Below are 15882 nucleotides of genomic sequence, written 5' to 3'. Positions count from 1 at the left end.
GCTTTCCAATTGGCCGGTCCGCTAGCGAGAATCGCGCTCACATGCAAAGCGCGTTTCGCATCTTCACTCGATTAGTCAGTGCCCGGATCGTGCAAAGCCTGTACAGCCTGCCCCGCAATCGCCATACGTGCCTTTGCCGCCGCCATCAAAATCGGCTTGTCCAGCTTGGCGTAAGTACTTGGAGCCATGCCCATGAACCGTTTGAAATCCCGAACAAAATGTGCCTGATCATGGTATTGCTGATCGAGAGTATTGAGCCATTTCATCGATGGATCGAGCATGAATTTGGAAAGACTGCGCAAGAAACGTTGTCGCCTGAGCAACAGCTTGGGCGAAAATCCAAACGCTCGTTTGGAAAGGCGTTCCAGCGAGCGCACGTTCATCGAAACATCCTCAGCCATTTGAGCAACTGTGCCGATTTTGGGATTCACCAAAGCCGCATTCAACAGGTGGATCGCCCGCATTTCGACGGTGTCTCGCAAAGCAAGCCCGTCCATATGTGCCTCGATCAGAGCTAGCTCCTCGGCAAAATCGCCGCTGCTATTGGACAGTATACTTGCCAGTGGCTGAAAGGAAGAGAACACGGGATCCTCGTTGCCGTCCACAACCTTATCGCAGTAATCGCTTGCAGGAGCATCGAACAGAGCCGCCCAGCCAAGCGGCATAAGGCCAATGCCCCAGCTTCTGCCCGGTTTCATCCGAAATCTGGGTGCTGTCGCAGTTGGTCCTGCCACCGCAAACCGGGGTACATCCTCAAAAGGCGACGACGCAGTCGCACTTTGCGACATGCTTTCGTCCATAAATCGCAGGTTCGCCCATTCGGGATGAAGACGATCTTCGATCATCGGATCACCCTTTGAGGCGACGACTTGAGTACAGTAATAGGTGGTGATGAAAGGCCTAAGCCTGGCGCTGGGGAGCGCAAAGCGGATCGACACTGAATTGCCCGGCTCAGCGTGCACGGCTCGTCCTTTTATCAGACATCATCGTCAGACTTGCTCGGCCGATCAAGCGCTTGGGCCGCGCTACCCCAGACCTTTTCTCGCGCCTCCATGAAGGACGCAAGGATTGGGTGATCGAGGCTTGCATATTTGCTCGGGGTCATCGTCATGAATTCGGTGAACTCGCGGGTGAATTGCGCCTGATCGTGATACTCTTCATCCATCGCCTCAGTCCACAAGACCCCGCGATGAAGCATGTAGCTGGTAAGGCTGCGCGTGAAGCGCTGGCGGCGCATTAGCCGCTTTGGGGTAAAGCCAAAGAACCGGCGGCAAACCCGTTCAAGCGTCCGCACACTCATCGCACAGGCATCAGCGAGGCTGGAAACCGCGAGGTGGTCACCATTTACAAGCTCATCGTGCACTCGAACAATCTTGTCCTCATCACGCGATGGTCTCATCAACCGTTCCATCGTTTGGTTGATCGCAGAAAGCTGCTCTTCGACGTCAGCGCCCGGATTGCAAAGAAGATTTGAAAGGTCATCAAACTTCGCAAATGCCTTGTCGCGCGCGCCGTCAAGCAATGTGTTGCGATAGTCATAGGCTTCTGCGTCTATCAGGCGGGCCCAGCCTAATGGCAATATGCCGATACCCCACATGCGCGATGTGCCGACATTGAATTTGTTCGCTACCGAACTTGGGCCGGTCGCAACGAAACGAACGCCAGAGAGGGTCTGGCCGGCAATCCGAGATGCGGGAGTGGAGCCTGCGAAGAACCGGATATTGGCCCATTCAGGTTGCAGGTAGTCTTCGACCAATCCACCGTCAGCAACATCGAGTTTCAGCTGGTAATAGGTCGTAAAACAGCCATCGAATTTTGCGGGTGCCGGATGAAACACCGCGCGGACCGAATGGCTCGACCCGCTCCGAGCTGCGGCGGAGGTGGCTTGGCCGTCTAGATGTTCCTCCGTGGACATGCGCAAGGTTTGGCGCAGTTGTCGAAAAACTACAAGGTTTTAGGCGCATATGTACAAGCTGGGTTCGGCTCTTCTCCAGATGCAAAAAGGGCCTCAGCGCCAATTTTGACGCCGGGCCCCTTTTTTGTTCTGGCCGACCGCACTGCTTATTCGCAAACGGCCATCATCGGCTTGCGCCGCGATTTTGCCGGCGATTAAGCTGGCAAAGCGCTTTTCGCCTGTGCGATGATCGCTTTGAATGCCGCCTCTTCGTGCATTGCAAGATCGGCCATGACTTTACGGTCAAGTTCGATCCCGGCAAGCTTCACACCGTGCATGAATTGCGAATATGTGAGGCCTTCAGCGCGAACAGCTGCGTTGATGCGTTGGATCCAAAGCGCGCGGAAGCTGCGCTTCTTTGCCTTGCGGTCGCGGTAGGCGTATTGGCCTGCTTTTTCGACGGCCTGACGGGCGATGCGGATCGTGTTCTTGCGGCGGCCGCGGTAACCCTTGGCCTGCTCAAGAAGACGCTTGTGTTTCTGGCGCGTGGTAACACCGCGTTTAATGCGTGGCATATCTCTATCTCCTGACTATTCGATCAGTTGAGCCCGTAAGGGGCCCATTTTTTGATCGTCTTCGTGTCCGGGTCTGAGGCGACCGAGGTTCCACGGTTCTGGCGGATATACTTTGCATTGTGGCTGATCAGGCGGTGGCGCTTACCAGCAACACCGTGCTTGACCTTGCCAGTTGCGGTGATTTTGAAGCGCTTCTTCACACCGCTTTTGGTCTTAAGCTTGGGCATTTTCATCTCCTTCATAAAGAGACACATTGGCTCAACCCTGGCAGCCCTTGTCGCCAGGCCGAACGCTCAAATACGTGTCGGTAGGCGGCGGCACATAACGAATTTGCACATAGATGCAAGTGATTCGGTGCCTTACCCCTGCCAAAGTTTGACACACTTGACACACTGTTCAGGGCCAAAAAACTTTCCGTTGGTTCGACCAAGCCTAACAGAGGGCCCGATAGCGATGTCATGAAGCGGTGCATGGCGGCCCGTTTACCCTGAGATGCCGGAGTAGGAAAATGCTGATCAGGCAGCAGGGGTGTTTCATCCACCCGTATAGGCCTTATGCCCGGTCTCTTCGAGCCATAGCGCAAAATTGCCACTGGCGATAAGCTGCGCGCCCTGTGGCAGATCATCGGTCCAGATGTATGCGTCAGCCTCAGTGTCGCCATAGCCGTCCCAGCCATCGACCGGCACAGCTTGCCGCATGTAGCTTGGCCCTTCAAACTCGTCGACCGGAGCCATATCGACCTGGGACGCCTCATGGATCGCACCGTGGACGACTGATGCATAGCGCGCCTGCGTCAGGATCAGCGCGGGGTGCCAGCCATGATCGGTCGGTATTGCATAGAGCGCCCCTTGCGTTGTCGCAGGCGCTCCCATGCCAAGACCTTTCAGAAACGGCCAATCGCCGCCGTCGGGGCCGAGACCTTCCTGGAGGACGCCGTAGAAGAAGAGGTGGGTAGGCTGGGTCATGGCATAATCGGCTTCAGTGATTGTGCTGTGCGCCCCCGCCCATCGCCGCCATCACATCCTCAAGCCGCGCCGGATCGCCTAGCGCAATCACCGATCCATCGCTTTCGGCATCAAGCGGGTTGCCCTGCCAATCGCTCATAATACCGCCAGCGCCCTCAACCACGGGGACCAATGCCGCGTAATCGTGGAGCTTGAGGCCGCTTTCCATCACGAGGTCGATCTGGCCGCTCGCCAAAAGCGCGTAATTGTAGCAATCGCCGCCATAGATCGGGAAAGGCATTTTGGGGTAGGCGTTAGTGACCACATTCAGCCATGCGTCCGCCTCTCCTGCGCTAAAGCAATGGGGCGACGTGGTGGCCATGCTCATGCCCTCTACCGCGCGGCACGGACGGGTCTTCACCGCCTTACCGTTGAGGGTCGTCACCTCGCCCACGCGCCCTGCCCAGCGTTCACGCTGGATCGGCTGGTCGATAATGCCCAGCACCGGCCAGCCATCCTGCATTAGAGCAATCAGAGTGCCGAAAATCGCTCGGCCTGCGACAAAGCTTTGCGTGCCATCGATGGGATCGAGCACCCATTGGCGGCCTGCGCCTTCGTTGGTGCGACCGTATTCTTCGCCAATAATGCCATCATCGGGGCGTTCTTCCTCGATCATCTTGCGCATGACCGCCTCGGCACCGCGGTCCGCCTCGGTAACGGCAGAGGAGTCATCTTTCGTTTCCGCCTCCCAATCGCCACGAAACAGCGGTCGGATAACGGAACCGGCGGCATCAGCGAGGCGGTTTGCGAAGTGTAGATCGGCTGGAGTCATGGGCGTTCTTTAGCGATCTTGCCAGTAATCAAAAGCCCGCTTTTGATGGAACGCAACATAGGCCTTCGCCTCGGCGCCCTCCCAATCGAGTGGCCAGGCCAGCCCGGTTTCTTTGGCCATTTCATCTGCAAGATGCGAGCGGTTTACAAACCAGCCCTGCCCCGGGAGCCCGTCGGACTGGCGCACAACCAGGACCGCCAAATCTGGCTCCCCATCCAGACGGCCATCTTGATCGATTGTATCGAGCGCAGCGCAAAGCGCCCTCATCTTGGGCCGCGTGAAGCGGTAACCGAGCAGTTGCAGCATCTGAGAGTAGGTGAGCGCATTACCAGCGCGCGCTGCGCCAATGAGGATTTCCCGGACTTCAGCCCGGTCGAACATCAGTCAAACAGGCTCGAGACGGAGCTTTCATCGGCAATCCGGCGGATTGCTTCGCCTACCAGCGGGGCGATTGGCAGCGCTCGGATTTTGTCCGAAGATTCGGCGGCCTCGGTCAGCTGGATCGAATCGGAGATAACAAGCTCCTTCAATTTCGAGCCGTCGATGCGAGCCACCGCGCCGCCTGAAAGGACGCCGTGGGTGATGTAGGCTGCGACAGACTTTGCACCGTTTTCGAGCAGCGCTTCGGCTGCGTTGCACAGAGTGCCGCCTGAATCGACGATGTCGTCAATCAGAATGCAGTGTCGGCCAGAAACATCGCCGATGATGTTCATGACCTCGGATTCTCCGGGGCGGTCGCGGCGTTTATCGACGATGGCCAGAGGGGCATTGTCGAGGCGTTTGGCAAGAGCCCGTGCGCGGACAACACCGCCTACGTCTGGAGAAATGACCATCAAATCATGATCGCCATACCGCGCCTGAATATCGGCGGCCATAACGGGCGCTGCGTAGAGGTTGTCTGTCGGGATATCGAAGAAACCCTGAATCTGCCCTGCGTGCAGGTCCACGGCAAGCACACGGTCAGCGCCAGCCTCTGTGATCAGGTTTGCAACCAGCTTTGCCGAGATTGGCGTGCGGGGGCCGGGCTTGCGGTCCTGACGCGCATATCCGAAGTAAGGGATCACAGCCGTAATCCGCTTGGCCGACGCGCGCCTTAGCGCATCGATGCAGATGAGAAGCTCCATCAGATTGTCATTGGCGGGATATCCGGTCGGTTGCACCAGGAACATGTCCTGTCCGCGCACATTCTCGTGAATTTCAACGAAGATCTCTTCGTCGGCAAACCGGCGAACGCTCGCATCGGTCAAAGGGATTTCGAGATAGGCCGCAATGGCCCGGGCGAGCGGCAGGTTCGAATTGCCGGACATGATCTTCATGTATGCGAATCCCCGTGTGTATGATGGTGTCACCCGCCTACTGGAGCGTCATTGAATTGCAACATGCGAGATGGGGCTTGTCGTCAACCAAGTGACAGCAGAAGAGCAATTACTCATCGTAAACGAATATCACCTGATCGGCATCATCGACCCTGATCCACACCTGATAGTAGCCCGCTTCGCGCTCGCCGCGTTTGTTCGCAACGGGCTTTGGAAGGCCAGTGCGCGCGTCAATCCATTGCAAACGCACTTCGCCATCAACCGCGATCCTCCGGCCACCTAGACGTTGAATCATTGTGAACATGTTGAGGTCGAAATTCGTGTCCTGGCGGCAGCCCTTCACATCAATTCGCCCCGGCGTAAAATCGCGGGTCTTGCAAACAGTTGCGCGGCGCAGGAGATTGTAGAGCGCGTCCGGCTCAATCGCGATGGTGAGCGTGCCAAAGCGCGCATAGTCGGTCCGCGAGCTTACGAAAAAGAGCTGCTCCAACGAGCCACTAATGCTTTGCCCGCCCCCTTTGATGTCGAGTAGGAACCGCCCGGCGCGCGCCTCGCCCTCGCCTGCCTCGAAGGCCATTTTCAAAGCTTCGCTGGGAGTGATGCAGCCTCCCTCGCAATCGGGCGAATGCTCCAAAGCAACTTTCAACGGGGCGTCTTGCGCGGCAAGTTCTGCCAAGCGGGCGTCAAACAAGGGGTCCGCCAACAATCTGGCGTTCTCGGCGCCAAGCATTGTGCTTTGCGCGAGGAATAGCGATGCCAGGAATACGCGGGCAGCAGACAAGGGAAAGGTCCGTTAGGTGTTTGCAAAGTCGGTCAAGCTTTCGCGCCCAAATAATGAACCCGCGCTGACCACAACAGCTCGCCCCTCTGACTTAACGTCGATTTAGGATCCAAGCTGCATAAGACCGAGCACACGCAAGGAGGACACGTCATGCGAACCATTACAATTCCTGCAACCATCGCCCTGACCTATATACTTGCGGCATGTGGTCCTCAAAGCCCTGAGGAAGTGCGCTTGGCCGGCATCGCCAAATGCGAACGCCAGTTTGGCCAGATGGCGCCTAACCCATCGCAGGGCAACGCCATGTGCACCTGCCTGGTAGACAGTCTGGCTGAACAAGGTTTGGAAATCACCGATATGCTTGGTCCGAACCGCGCACAGGTCGAAAGCACGACCCGCAGCTGCGCGGCCCGTGCAGGGATTTCAATTCCGGGTTAGAAATAAACTTGGCGCCGAGCAGGACTTTCCGGGTAAGTCTCAAAGCCGGCTATCGCAATCACCCCCTATGCGGCGTGATCCGGTGTTCGCCCCGGATCCAGCGCACTGTGCCGCTCGACGCGCGCATCACTACGCTGTCGGTGGTCATAATAGTCGCGCCGGTCGATTTCTTGCGCTTCTTGACACCTTCCAGAAGCGATCCGTCCGTCACACCTGTCGCAGCAAAGATGCAGTCCGACTTCGCAAGCTCTTCCAGCTTGTAGATCTTGTTGAGGTCAGTGATGCCCCATTTTTTGGCACGCGATCTTTCATCGTCATTGCGGAAAAGCAGGCGACCGTTGAACTGGCCACCGACGCATCGCAATGCAGCAGCGGCAAGAACGCCTTCTGGCGCGCCGCCCTGTCCCATGTAGATGTCGATGGTAGTGTCCTGGTCCGTCACAGCGATCACGCCTGCGACATCGCCATCACCGATCAAATGCACGCCGCAACCAATGCCGCGAAGCTCAGCGATGAGGTCGGCATGGCGCGGACGGTCGAGGACACAGACATTGATCTCGGAGGGCTTCACGCCCTTTGCTGCTGCCACCGATTCGACATTTTCCGTAGGCGTTTTGGCAAGGTCGATCACATCGGCTGGAAAGCCCGGACCAACCGCAAGCTTGTCCATGTAAACATCAGGCGCATTGAGAAGGCCGCCCTTCTCTGACGCGGCCAGAACGGCCAGAGCATTGGGGCCAGCTTTTGCCGTGATGGTGGTCCCTTCAAGAGGGTCCAATGCGATATCAATCTGGGGACCTTTGCCCGGCGCGCCGCCCACTTTCTCTCCGATGTATAGCATAGGCGCTTCGTCGCGCTCACCCTCACCGATGACCACCGTGCCATCCATATAAAGCGTATCGAACGCACGGCGCATGGCCTCAACCGCGGCTGCATCCGCAGCTTTCTCATCGCCGCGACCAATCAATTGCGCAGCAGCAACAGCGGCCGCTTCGGTCACGCGGACCATTTCAAGGACGAGCACACGGTCAATCGCGTTTTCGTCATCACCCTCTTTTGCGGCCAGAACATCTGTGTCAGAAGCTTGCGGGAGATTTGGAGTGTTCATGGGGAATTCAGTCCTTATGCGCCCATTAGATTGATCGGGGCCTTAATGTCCTTTTCGCGCTTAGCCATGAGGACACAGGCTTGTCGAGCACTGCAATGCAAAATCCGGAAAATGTGAGGCCCCTGAACCGGGTCAGCGCGGTGCGCTTTGGCGCGCTTTATTTGGGTGCATGCTTCGCTATTCTTGCAAGTCCTCTGGCAGCGCAGGATGAAGCCGGTGATACGGCGCAAGGCGAAGAAGCCGAAGAAGCTGCAGCTCCCGCTCCCCCTGAACCACAAGAGCGCCGCGTCCTTGACCTGATGATTACCAAGCCGCGCAGCCAGTCCGATCAATTGCTGATCGAGGACTGCGAGGAAGAAGCCGATGCCGCGCGCATTGCCAACGAGATTGTCGTGTGCCGCCAGTTGGGCGAAGACACAGACGGATCGTGGAACAAGGAAGAGTTCGAGCGTAGCTATGCGGAGCGAACCCAAGGCGAAAAGCCGGTTGATGTCGCCGGTGGCGGCATCTTCAAGGGCCCCGCAACGGTTGGGGGCCTTTGCGTAATCCCGCCTTGCCCGGGCGAAGCGGCGCTTATCATCGATATTGAAGCCTTGCCCGAAGCACCCGAAGGGTCGGATGCGGACCGGATTGCGCGGGGGCTTCCTCCATTGGGCAAGGATGAGGATTTGACCCCCGAAGAAATCCAGCGGCGCCGGCGCGCAGCAGGATTGGATGCACCCAAGCTCCCCGGTCAGTGACATTGCAGGCTAGAATAGCCCTCACAACCCTATCAGCATGTTTGCTGAGCGCGCAGGCAACAGCCCAAGACAGTCCGTTAACAACCGACCCCACAGAGGATCGCGTGCAGCTGGACTTATCACTGCCGGCCGATCGCGCTTCTCCAGACGAGCAATGCGAAGCGCAAATGGATGCAGCTCGTCTTGCAGGCGAAATTGTTGTCTGCCGCAGCTTGGGCGAAGTTACCGACGGATCATGGAACGCGAAGGCTTTCGAGCGCAGATATGCTCAGCGAACCCAAGGTCCAAAGGCTCCAAACGTGGATGGCAGCGGGCTTATCCTGCCAACCGAAGGCTCGATCTTCATGGTGACCTTCACCACCAGATTCGGCGAGGTTCGCGATCCGCCGATCATGGTCGACTTCGACGCTCTGCCCGAGGCGCCTGAAGGATCGGATGCGGATCGAATTGCGCGAGGGCTTCCTCCTCTGGGCGCAAACTAAGCAATAATCGGCAGGACCAGCGGCTCACCTGTAAGGCTGTCCGAGCCATCCAGCAATTCCACGGCGCGCGCGACACTGGCCTCGGGGCCTTCGTGGGTGACCATCGCGACCAGGACTTCGCCGTCGGCATTGCCGCGGCCCTGTTGGATAAGGCTCTCAATCGAGACGTCTGCATCGCGCATTGCAGCAGTAATCTCCGCCAATACGCCCGGACGGTCATTGACGGTAAAGCGCAAATAGGTGCGCTCCATACGCCCGCCGGGCTCTGCCGGACCAAGGGCTGCCAATTGGGCGACCGGCATGGAGAACGGCGCGCCCACTTCGCCGCGCGCGATATCGATAAGGTCCGCCACAACCGCGCTCGCGGTGGGGCCATCGCCCGCACCGGCGCCCTGGAATAACAAGCGGCCCGAAAAGTTCCCCTCCGCCACAACGGCGTTGGTGGGTCCATCGACCGGCGCGAGCGGGTGGTTCTTTGCAACAAGGCAAGGCCGCACACGCTGAAGGAGTTTGGGGCCATCGGCGTCATGTTGAACATCTGCCTCCGCGATCAGGCGGATCACAAAGCCCAAGGCGTCTGCCTGGGCGATATCGGCGGCCCGTACGGCCACGATACCGGTGGTCACAACATTGGCGAAATCGAGCTCTACCCCGAAACCGATAGTCGCAAGGATCGCAAGCTTGTGCGCCGCATCCACGCCTTCGATATCGAATGTCGGATCGGCTTCCGCATATCCAAGGGCCTGCGCCTCGACGAGCGTCTCTGCAAAGTCGGCGCCGGTCGATTCCATCGTCGTGAGGATGTAATTGCAGGTGCCGTTCAGAATGCCATAAACCTTGGTAAGCTCGTTTGCGCTAGTACCTTCGCGAAGGCCCTTAACCACCGGAATACCGCCTGCGACCGCCGCTTCAAATTTGAGCGCAAGGCCTCCTGCCTCTGCCGCTTTGGCAAGTTCAAGGCCGTGATGCGCCACCATTGCCTTGTTCGCGGTGACAAGGGCCTTCCCTCCTTTGAACGCTGCACGTGAAAGGGTAAGCGCTGGGCCGTCTGATCCACCGACAAGCTCCACGACCGCATCCACGTCATCGCGCGCGGCGAGAGCGGTCATATCGTCTTCCCAGGCAAAGCCACTTATGTCGACGCCCCGGTCCTTGCCGCGTTCACGGGCACTGACGGCAGTGACCTCGATCGCCCGGCCTGCGCGCGCAGCAATCAGCTCGCGGTTGGTTTCGAGCAAGCGAATAACGCCCGCGCCGACAGTTCCAAGACCAGCGATACCAATGCGAAGAGGTGCAGATTGCGGCGAGTTGTGGCCCAAGGGGACGCTCCGTCTGTGGTGTTCAGCCCGTCAAGGCCAAAAGAGAAGCGCCCCGCTTAAAAGCACCCGCCTGCAGGTCAAGCCCCACACTCACCAGAAAGTTAGTCCGTTAAGTTTCTTGCACCTCGGTAATCGCCCTTGAACAGGGGCCCAGCTCATCCCGCACATAACGGTAATCGGCCTCGGCCAGACGCCGCGCTTCAGGATCGCGGGCGAGATTGGCGCTTGAAGGCAGACGCTCGGGAAGCGAGCACGCAAGGCGGTACCATCGCAAAGTTTCGCGCGAAGGCGCGCGCGCGGCCGAATCGATGATCTCACCCCACGAAACGCCCCAGGTCGCTGGCTGGCCAGGTCGCCTGAGTACTGTGATGGATACAGGTGAGCGATCCTCGGTTGTAACGAAAATCTGGGTTTCCGATTCGCCCACCAATGTTCCCCGTACCGCCAACGCATCACCAATGCCTGTTACGACCGGCGGCACATCACGGCCCGCCAGATCCGATAGAATTGGGCGCAAACGCGCTTCAAGCGCAGGGGAATAATCAAGCATCGCCTGCTTACCTGTTAGCTGGATTGATCCGCGGCGACCTGGAACTGCATAGGCAAACAGCAGCATTTGTCGCTTTTTATATTTGTCCGGCTTGCCCCTCGCATTCAGCGGCACGTCAACAAGGAAGGCGAGCGATTCGCCAACAGCCGAAGACCCGGAGATGAGCGCCAGCGTACGCGCCTCTATGTAAAGCCTTGCAAATCCTGGCTCCAAACCCGGCGCACGCTCGGGCTTGACGACGATTTGGCGGCGAATCTCTGCCCGAATAACCATGTCGCTGCGCTCTGAAAGGTCGACAAGATCGGCATAAGTGGCACGTTCAGCCGCATTGATCGATTCTGGGACAGGCCCTTGCGCAACGGCTGGAACAGCGCCTGCAACCAAGGTTGTCGCCAAAATGGAGGAAGCCGCTAGTCGCTTGAAACAAGGGATTAAATTTCCGTTAACTGTTAGCTTCATCACCAAATCCTACCAAACAAACTCACAACATATTGGAGCATTTCCTATTGCAAGCCCATCGCAATGAATCGCTCCTGAATGGATAAAGCGTTTGATTGCCCGAAAGTTGACCGTTAAAGCGATCCGCTCGTGTTGAGGTTGGGGACAAAGTCAACACGTGGAGCGCCTTTGTGTTTTCGGTCCGTACTGGACCAAAATCGCAAGGTCGGTTGGGACGAATTTTGGCAAGCGCCGCACGGATTGTCGGGCGTAGCTATGTGAAAAATCTTCTCAATCGGAAGTTCAAGATTCTGGGAGTCACTACCTGGGACTGATTCAACGGGTCGCGCATTTTCACAGGCGCGAATCAGAATGCGACCGGTCTCAGGGTGTGAAAATGTGTGTCGGACGCCCCGGTTCGACCAAGACTATGGAGTGAAAGCGACTGGATGGCCTACGCTGACCAACAAATGGGTGGAAGTCGAGTTACTTCCATTATTTTCGTCGCGCTCATCCACGTAGCAGTCGGTTACCTGCTTATTTCCGGACTCGCCATTTCGGCGGTGAAGGAAATCGCCGAGCGGGTTACTGCGGTCAACGTGGAAGAAGAGCCCGAGGAACCCCCTGAGCCAGAGGAGGAGCCTCCTCCCCCTGAAGAGATTGTGGAGCCGCCACCCACCGTGCCTCCGCCACCGTTGCCTGACCTCAATCAGAACAACAATGTCGAGCGTGAACAGGATCCAGACCCTGAGCCACGGCCAACACCGGATCCAACTCCGCGTCCTACCGCAACGCCAACGCCGCAGCCGACACAGGCTCCGTCTCAGGCTCGCGGAGCGTCCACTCGCAACGAGCGTCGTTGGGCAAGCCGTATTCAAGAAAACTATCCTTCGCGTGCTCTTCGCGAAGAAGTTGAAGGTACGGTTGGTGTGAGTGTCGTTGTGACGCCAAATGGCCGAGCAACAAACTGTCAGGTTACCGCGTCAAGCGGCTCCAGTATCCTTGATCAAGCAGCATGTCGCGGAATGGAGCGTTACGCGCGCTTTAACCCGGCGCTTGACCGGGATGGCAACGAGACCACTGGCAGATACTCGACACGGATCACTTACCGTTTGAATTGATCGAATTGATAGCAAGCCCGGTGACGAGAGGGTCCACGGGCTTGCCGATAAAAAACTATTTCAAGAGGATTACTCGCAATGAACCTTTATTATCTTGCTGCGGCAGCTGCCGACACTGAAGCACCAGTCAACGAATTTGGCTTTTGGAAAGCCATGGAAGAAGGCGGCCCTGTCGCTTGGTCGATCCTTGCTGTCATGGTCATCATGTCAGTTGGCTCGTTCTACATCCTGTTCACCAAATACTTCGAACAAGCCAAAGTGATGCGTCAGTACAAAGGCGTGCAAACCGCGTTCTGGCGTACCGCTTCGCTCAAAGAAGGCGCAACCAAGCTTGAGAAGAACTCAGCATGGCGTCAGCTCGCTGACGATGCTGTCACTGCTCAAGACCACCACGCCAAGATGGAAGGCGCTGCAAACGAGATCCACTTCGTAGAAGAAGAACTCGCCCACTCGCAGAACACCATCAACCAGGCTCTGTCTGGCGGTCTTTCCTTCCTCGCATCGGTTGGTGCGACCGCACCGTTTATCGGTCTGCTCGGCACCGTGATCGGTATCTACCGCGCTCTGATCAACATCGGTATCGAAGGTTCTGCTTCGATCGATAAGGTTGCAGGCCCGGTTGGTGAGGCGCTCATCATGACCGCTATTGGTCTGCTTGTGGCTGTGCCTGCTGTGCTTGCCTTTAACTGGCTCCAGTCGCGTAACCGTCGCATCGACGCTTTGATGACCGACTTCTCGAACAACATCGTTGCGTACATCGGTTCGAACGGCGCGGTTAAGCCTGCCGTTAGCGCTGCTGCGCCTGCCAAGAAGCCTGTTGCGAAGCCGGCTGCTGCGCCAGCGAAGAAGTAAGTTTATCCCGGCCCGAACGGCGCAGAACCTCTGCTCTGATCGGGCCGGTAACTTACCCCTTCGTACAAGGCATCTTTTCGGAGTTTTTCGTAATGGTGCCTGAATTGAGAAACGCTCAAATTTGAGCAGATAAGGAATTCACAATGGCGATTTCGATGGGAGGCGGGGATACCCCAATGTCTGACATCAACACCACGCCGCTGGTGGACGTGATGCTGGTTCTCCTCATCATCTTCCTCATCGCGGTTCCGGTGGCGATCCAAACGATCGAACAGCTCGAAATCCCGGTCTTCGAATCCGTTGAGTCCAAGGACAAGGTGGAAAACCTGCAGCTCACCATCAGCACAACTGATGCTGAGGGAAAGACAGCAGGGACCATTCGTTCCGGTTTTACGGGCGCAACACGGGGCGGAGAATGCCGGGTGTATTGGAACAATATCACTCCGGTCGATTCGGAAGAGCTCCGCAAGCAGGCTTTTGACCGCCTCGATGCGATTGTTCAGCGTGCCGGCGGGGTTGATGCGATTTTGGCAGATCCCGAACTGATCCCGCAGGTGCACATCCGGGCAGACGTGGAAGCTCCATGGCGCTGTGTCGCTGGTGCAATCTACAACATTCAGGCAGCGGGCTATCCGACGGTTGGGTTCATCTCCAACCCGGTTGATCCCAACGGCTGATCGGCGATTATAAGGAGTAACTGACATGGGTATGGCTGGAGGTAAACTCGACGGCGAACCGATGATGGATATGAACATGACCCCGCTGATCGACGTTTTGCTCGTTCTGCTGATTATGTTCATCATCACCATTCCGGTGGCGACACACTCGGTTGATATCGACCTTCCATCAGGCGATCCGCCTGATAGCCCGGTTGATATCGATCCGATCAAGAACAAGCTGGTGATCACCGATGATGATCAGCTTCTTTGGAACGGTGACCCGATTACAGAAGGAAACCTGGTCTCATTGCTGGGTCAAACCCTTGCGATGGAAGTCGAACCAGAGCTGCAATATGAGCCATTTGGCCAAGCAAGCTATGACAAATCGGCCAAGACGCTCGACATCATCAAGAAGTCTGGCGTGAGCAAATTCGGTTTTGTCGGAAACGAGAGATATCGGGTGTTTGGCAAGTAACTCGCCTCAACCTGATTGGACGAACAAAAGGGCGCTCGCGGGAAACCGGGGCGCCTTTTTTGTTGTCCCTGAAGACGTTCAGTTGCTCTCCACATACCCGTGTGCGTTAGGCAACCTATTGGTTTTGCTGTAGACTTGAGCTCTGTCCTAACCCTGGAAGGAGAGTAACATGGCTTTCGCGCAAAAACTTACCGCCGATGATCCGGTCAGTTCAATGAACATGACGCCGCTCATTGACGTGTTGCTGGTGCTGCTTGTCATGTTCATCATCACCATCCCCCTTGCGTCGCATTCGATTGATGTGGACCTTCCAAACAGACCCGTCCCGGTCACCAAAACCCCGGATCCGGTAATCAACAAGCTCGTCGTTTCGCAATCCGATGCCATCCTTTGGAATGGCGATCCGGTCTCCAAAGCACAGCTCTCGGCGCTCCTTACCGCTTCAAGGCAAATGGTGCCCGAACCAGAACTCCAATATGAGCCAGAAGCACAGGCGAGTTATCAGACATCGGCAGAGGTCCTGCGCCAGATCAAGCTTTCAGGTGTGACCAAGTTCGGCTTTGTCGGGAATGAGAAATACCGAGCGTTCAATTAAGCAAGGAAATCGCTCGCTCGACAAACTGCTGCGCCAATTGGAGAGTTGGAGCTTTGGTGATGCGCCCGCTCCGGTGGTTCAAGGCCATAAGGACTACTTCATCTTGCGGCCCTTGATTAAGCCACCACTGCGCTCCTGCGGTTTTGGAGATGATCTTACCCGTCTCAGCAGCGTGCAATGACCGCGCTGCGTTCAACTCCGCATTGGTGATCGATTGGGCGCTGGGCCCTTTTCGCAAATCGTCGCGATGCCATTTCAGCTCACCCAAAAGGCCCTTGCGTAAGGTTGCGGCAGGGACATCGGCGAACAATTGGAAGGCAGGAGAACCGAAAAGAACAACACCAGCTTGCCTGCACAGCTTCATATGCACCAGAATATCGCTGGTTGCCCCCTCAATTTCGACTTGCACGCCCCATTCGCGCCCGGTGGACAATGCGAAATCGTAACGGACGGAAGCTGCCGAAGTACGCAAATCATCAAGCGTACACAGTATCAGTTCCAATCCATAAGCAGGCACTGGTAGCATTTCATGGTGCAATCTTGCGGCAAGCTCGCTACGCTTCTCAGTGGAGATCGGCCCCGCCGCCACGCCAAGAATATCAATATCGCTCAACTCTGGTTTGAAGTCGTCCTGCACGAGCGAGCCGTGGAGATATAGAGCGGTCAAATCCTTCTCGAGTATCTCATGATGAACTCGTAAAAGCTCTTCAAGATAGGCCCTAACGCGGGAGGTCGCTTGAATGGCTTTGAAACGCGCATCCAT

General features: G+C 57.0%; 22 protein-coding genes. 9 read left to right on the top strand and 13 right to left on the bottom strand.

The window, feature by feature from the left end; translation table 11 throughout:
* Positions 1-71: 71 nt before the first annotated feature.
* Entirely contained in the window at positions 72-962 is an 891-nt protein-coding gene (locus AC0V6Q_RS12255) for a helix-turn-helix domain-containing protein (RefSeq protein WP_486168657.1), read from the bottom strand.
* 14 nt (positions 963-976) lie between these two features.
* The gene (locus tag AC0V6Q_RS12250; RefSeq protein WP_486168656.1) at positions 977-1915 is read right to left on the bottom strand and encodes a helix-turn-helix domain-containing protein; all 939 of its coding nucleotides are present in this window, start codon (positions 1913-1915) and stop codon (positions 977-979) included.
* Between the two features lie 9 nt (positions 1916-1924).
* Here AC0V6Q_RS12250 and AC0V6Q_RS12245 point away from each other — a divergent pair, with 9 nt between their 5' ends.
* Entirely contained in the window at positions 1925-2113 is a 189-nt protein-coding gene (locus AC0V6Q_RS12245) for a hypothetical protein (protein ID WP_486168655.1), read from the top strand.
* On the opposite strand, the gene rplT is transcribed toward AC0V6Q_RS12245, so the two are convergent.
* From rplT to AC0V6Q_RS12210, 7 genes are all read right to left on the bottom strand, one after another.
* A complete protein-coding gene (gene rplT / locus AC0V6Q_RS12240; protein ID WP_486168654.1) occupies positions 2110-2469 on the bottom strand; it encodes a 50S ribosomal protein L20 in 360 nt (119 codons plus the stop codon). The genes AC0V6Q_RS12245 and rplT overlap by 4 nt on opposite strands.
* 23 nt (positions 2470-2492) lie before the next feature.
* Complete coding sequence (gene rpmI / locus AC0V6Q_RS12235) at positions 2493-2696, bottom strand: 50S ribosomal protein L35 (protein ID WP_486168653.1); 204 nt, start codon at positions 2694-2696, stop codon at positions 2493-2495.
* A 306-nt stretch (positions 2697-3002) separates the two neighbouring features.
* Positions 3003-3434, bottom strand: coding sequence for a gamma-glutamylcyclotransferase family protein (locus tag AC0V6Q_RS12230; RefSeq protein ID WP_486168652.1), 432 nt, complete (start codon positions 3432-3434; stop codon positions 3003-3005).
* Between the two features lie 13 nt (positions 3435-3447).
* Entirely contained in the window at positions 3448-4245 is a 798-nt protein-coding gene (locus AC0V6Q_RS12225; protein WP_486168651.1) for an inositol monophosphatase family protein, read from the bottom strand.
* 9 nt (positions 4246-4254) lie between these two features.
* Entirely contained in the window at positions 4255-4626 is a 372-nt protein-coding gene (locus tag AC0V6Q_RS12220) for a ribose-phosphate pyrophosphokinase (protein ID WP_486168650.1), read from the bottom strand.
* Positions 4626-5561 (bottom strand): ribose-phosphate pyrophosphokinase, encoded by a 936-nt coding sequence (locus AC0V6Q_RS12215; protein WP_486168649.1) that lies wholly within the window; start codon positions 5559-5561, stop codon positions 4626-4628. The genes AC0V6Q_RS12220 and AC0V6Q_RS12215 overlap by 1 nt, the downstream gene beginning before the upstream one ends.
* Before the next feature lie 109 nt (positions 5562-5670).
* Positions 5671-6342 carry a hypothetical protein gene (locus tag AC0V6Q_RS12210; protein ID WP_486168648.1) on the bottom strand — a complete coding sequence of 224 codons (672 nt, stop codon included), beginning with the start codon at positions 6340-6342 and terminating at the stop codon, positions 5671-5673.
* Positions 6343-6492: 150 nt separating this feature from the next.
* On the opposite strand from AC0V6Q_RS12210, the gene AC0V6Q_RS12205 reads away from it, so the two are divergent.
* Entirely contained in the window at positions 6493-6780 is a 288-nt protein-coding gene (locus AC0V6Q_RS12205; protein ID WP_486168647.1) for a hypothetical protein, read from the top strand.
* Positions 6781-6838: 58 nt separating this feature from the next.
* Here AC0V6Q_RS12205 and glpX read toward each other — a convergent pair whose 3' ends face one another.
* Positions 6839-7888 carry a class II fructose-bisphosphatase gene (glpX, locus tag AC0V6Q_RS12200; RefSeq protein WP_486168646.1) on the bottom strand — a complete coding sequence of 350 codons (1050 nt, stop codon included), beginning with the start codon at positions 7886-7888 and terminating at the stop codon, positions 6839-6841.
* Between the two features lie 80 nt (positions 7889-7968).
* Between glpX and AC0V6Q_RS12195 the strand changes: the two genes are divergently transcribed.
* On the top strand, positions 7969-8628 hold the full coding sequence (locus AC0V6Q_RS12195; protein WP_486168645.1) for a hypothetical protein: 660 nt from the start codon (positions 7969-7971) through the stop codon (positions 8626-8628).
* 167 nt (positions 8629-8795) lie between these two features.
* Positions 8796-9110 (top strand): hypothetical protein, encoded by a 315-nt coding sequence (locus AC0V6Q_RS12190; protein ID WP_486168644.1) that lies wholly within the window; start codon positions 8796-8798, stop codon positions 9108-9110.
* On the opposite strand, the gene AC0V6Q_RS12185 is transcribed toward AC0V6Q_RS12190, so the two are convergent.
* Positions 9107-10429, bottom strand: a complete 1323-nt coding sequence (locus AC0V6Q_RS12185) for a homoserine dehydrogenase (RefSeq protein WP_486168643.1) — start codon at positions 10427-10429, stop codon at positions 9107-9109. The genes AC0V6Q_RS12190 and AC0V6Q_RS12185 overlap by 4 nt on opposite strands.
* A 109-nt stretch (positions 10430-10538) precedes the next feature.
* Positions 10539-11375: a hypothetical protein gene (locus AC0V6Q_RS12180; protein WP_486168642.1), complete on the bottom strand. Its 837-nt coding sequence runs from the start codon at positions 11373-11375 to the stop codon at positions 10539-10541.
* A 512-nt stretch (positions 11376-11887) separates the two neighbouring features.
* Here AC0V6Q_RS12180 and AC0V6Q_RS12175 point away from each other — a divergent pair.
* The 5 genes from AC0V6Q_RS12175 to AC0V6Q_RS12155 all read left to right on the top strand — a co-directional run bounded on the left by AC0V6Q_RS12175 (position 11888) and on the right by AC0V6Q_RS12155 (position 15119).
* Entirely contained in the window at positions 11888-12538 is a 651-nt protein-coding gene (locus tag AC0V6Q_RS12175) for an energy transducer TonB (RefSeq protein ID WP_486168641.1), read from the top strand.
* 78 nt (positions 12539-12616) lie between these two features.
* Positions 12617-13390 carry a MotA/TolQ/ExbB proton channel family protein gene (locus AC0V6Q_RS12170; RefSeq protein WP_486168640.1) on the top strand — a complete coding sequence of 258 codons (774 nt, stop codon included), beginning with the start codon at positions 12617-12619 and terminating at the stop codon, positions 13388-13390.
* Positions 13391-13533: 143 nt separating this feature from the next.
* A complete protein-coding gene (locus AC0V6Q_RS12165; protein ID WP_486168639.1) occupies positions 13534-14067 on the top strand; it encodes an ExbD/TolR family protein in 534 nt (177 codons plus the stop codon).
* Positions 14068-14092: 25 nt separating this feature from the next.
* Complete coding sequence (locus tag AC0V6Q_RS12160; protein WP_486168638.1) at positions 14093-14524, top strand: ExbD/TolR family protein; 432 nt, start codon at positions 14093-14095, stop codon at positions 14522-14524.
* 169 nt (positions 14525-14693) lie between these two features.
* On the top strand, positions 14694-15119 hold the full coding sequence (locus AC0V6Q_RS12155; RefSeq protein ID WP_486168637.1) for an ExbD/TolR family protein: 426 nt from the start codon (positions 14694-14696) through the stop codon (positions 15117-15119).
* Here the strand turns inward: AC0V6Q_RS12155 and AC0V6Q_RS12150 are convergent.
* The gene (locus AC0V6Q_RS12150; protein WP_486168636.1) at positions 15112-15882 is read right to left on the bottom strand and encodes an aminoglycoside adenylyltransferase domain-containing protein; all 771 of its coding nucleotides are present in this window, start codon (positions 15880-15882) and stop codon (positions 15112-15114) included. The genes AC0V6Q_RS12155 and AC0V6Q_RS12150 overlap by 8 nt on opposite strands.

The organism is Erythrobacter sp. S227 (assembly GCF_057364925.1).
The sequence above is the reverse complement of the archived record's forward strand: the minus strand, read 5'-3'. Positions and strand labels throughout refer to the sequence as shown.

What these genes read in the sequence shown, in the direction of transcription:
- AC0V6Q_RS12165 (WP_486168639.1), top strand. Translation starts at nt 13,534, where the DNA reads ATGGCGATTTCGATGGGAGGCGGGGATACCCCAATGTCTGACATCAAC.
- AC0V6Q_RS12170 (WP_486168640.1), top strand. Translation starts at nt 12,617, where the DNA reads ATGAACCTTTATTATCTTGCTGCGGCAGCTGCCGACACTGAAGCACCA.
- AC0V6Q_RS12230 (WP_486168652.1), bottom strand. Translation starts at nt 3,434, where the DNA reads ATGACCCAGCCTACCCACCTCTTCTTCTACGGCGTCCTCCAGGAAGGT.
- AC0V6Q_RS12225 (WP_486168651.1), bottom strand. Translation starts at nt 4,245, where the DNA reads ATGACTCCAGCCGATCTACACTTCGCAAACCGCCTCGCTGATGCCGCC.
- AC0V6Q_RS12155 (WP_486168637.1), top strand. Translation starts at nt 14,694, where the DNA reads ATGGCTTTCGCGCAAAAACTTACCGCCGATGATCCGGTCAGTTCAATG.
- AC0V6Q_RS12175 (WP_486168641.1), top strand. Translation starts at nt 11,888, where the DNA reads ATGGGTGGAAGTCGAGTTACTTCCATTATTTTCGTCGCGCTCATCCAC.
- rpmI (WP_486168653.1), bottom strand. Translation starts at nt 2,696, where the DNA reads ATGCCCAAGCTTAAGACCAAAAGCGGTGTGAAGAAGCGCTTCAAAATC.
- AC0V6Q_RS12160 (WP_486168638.1), top strand. Translation starts at nt 14,093, where the DNA reads ATGGGTATGGCTGGAGGTAAACTCGACGGCGAACCGATGATGGATATG.
- AC0V6Q_RS12190 (WP_486168644.1), top strand. Translation starts at nt 8,796, where the DNA reads ATGGATGCAGCTCGTCTTGCAGGCGAAATTGTTGTCTGCCGCAGCTTG.
- AC0V6Q_RS12150 (WP_486168636.1), bottom strand. Translation starts at nt 15,882, where the DNA reads ATGGATGCGCGTTTCAAAGCCATTCAAGCGACCTCCCGCGTTAGGGCC.
- rplT (WP_486168654.1), bottom strand. Translation starts at nt 2,469, where the DNA reads ATGCCACGCATTAAACGCGGTGTTACCACGCGCCAGAAACACAAGCGT.
- glpX (WP_486168646.1), bottom strand. Translation starts at nt 7,888, where the DNA reads ATGAACACTCCAAATCTCCCGCAAGCTTCTGACACAGATGTTCTGGCC.
- AC0V6Q_RS12250 (WP_486168656.1), bottom strand. Translation starts at nt 1,915, where the DNA reads ATGTCCACGGAGGAACATCTAGACGGCCAAGCCACCTCCGCCGCAGCT.
- AC0V6Q_RS12220 (WP_486168650.1), bottom strand. Translation starts at nt 4,626, where the DNA reads ATGTTCGACCGGGCTGAAGTCCGGGAAATCCTCATTGGCGCAGCGCGC.
- AC0V6Q_RS12215 (WP_486168649.1), bottom strand. Translation starts at nt 5,561, where the DNA reads ATGAAGATCATGTCCGGCAATTCGAACCTGCCGCTCGCCCGGGCCATT.
- AC0V6Q_RS12205 (WP_486168647.1), top strand. Translation starts at nt 6,493, where the DNA reads ATGCGAACCATTACAATTCCTGCAACCATCGCCCTGACCTATATACTT.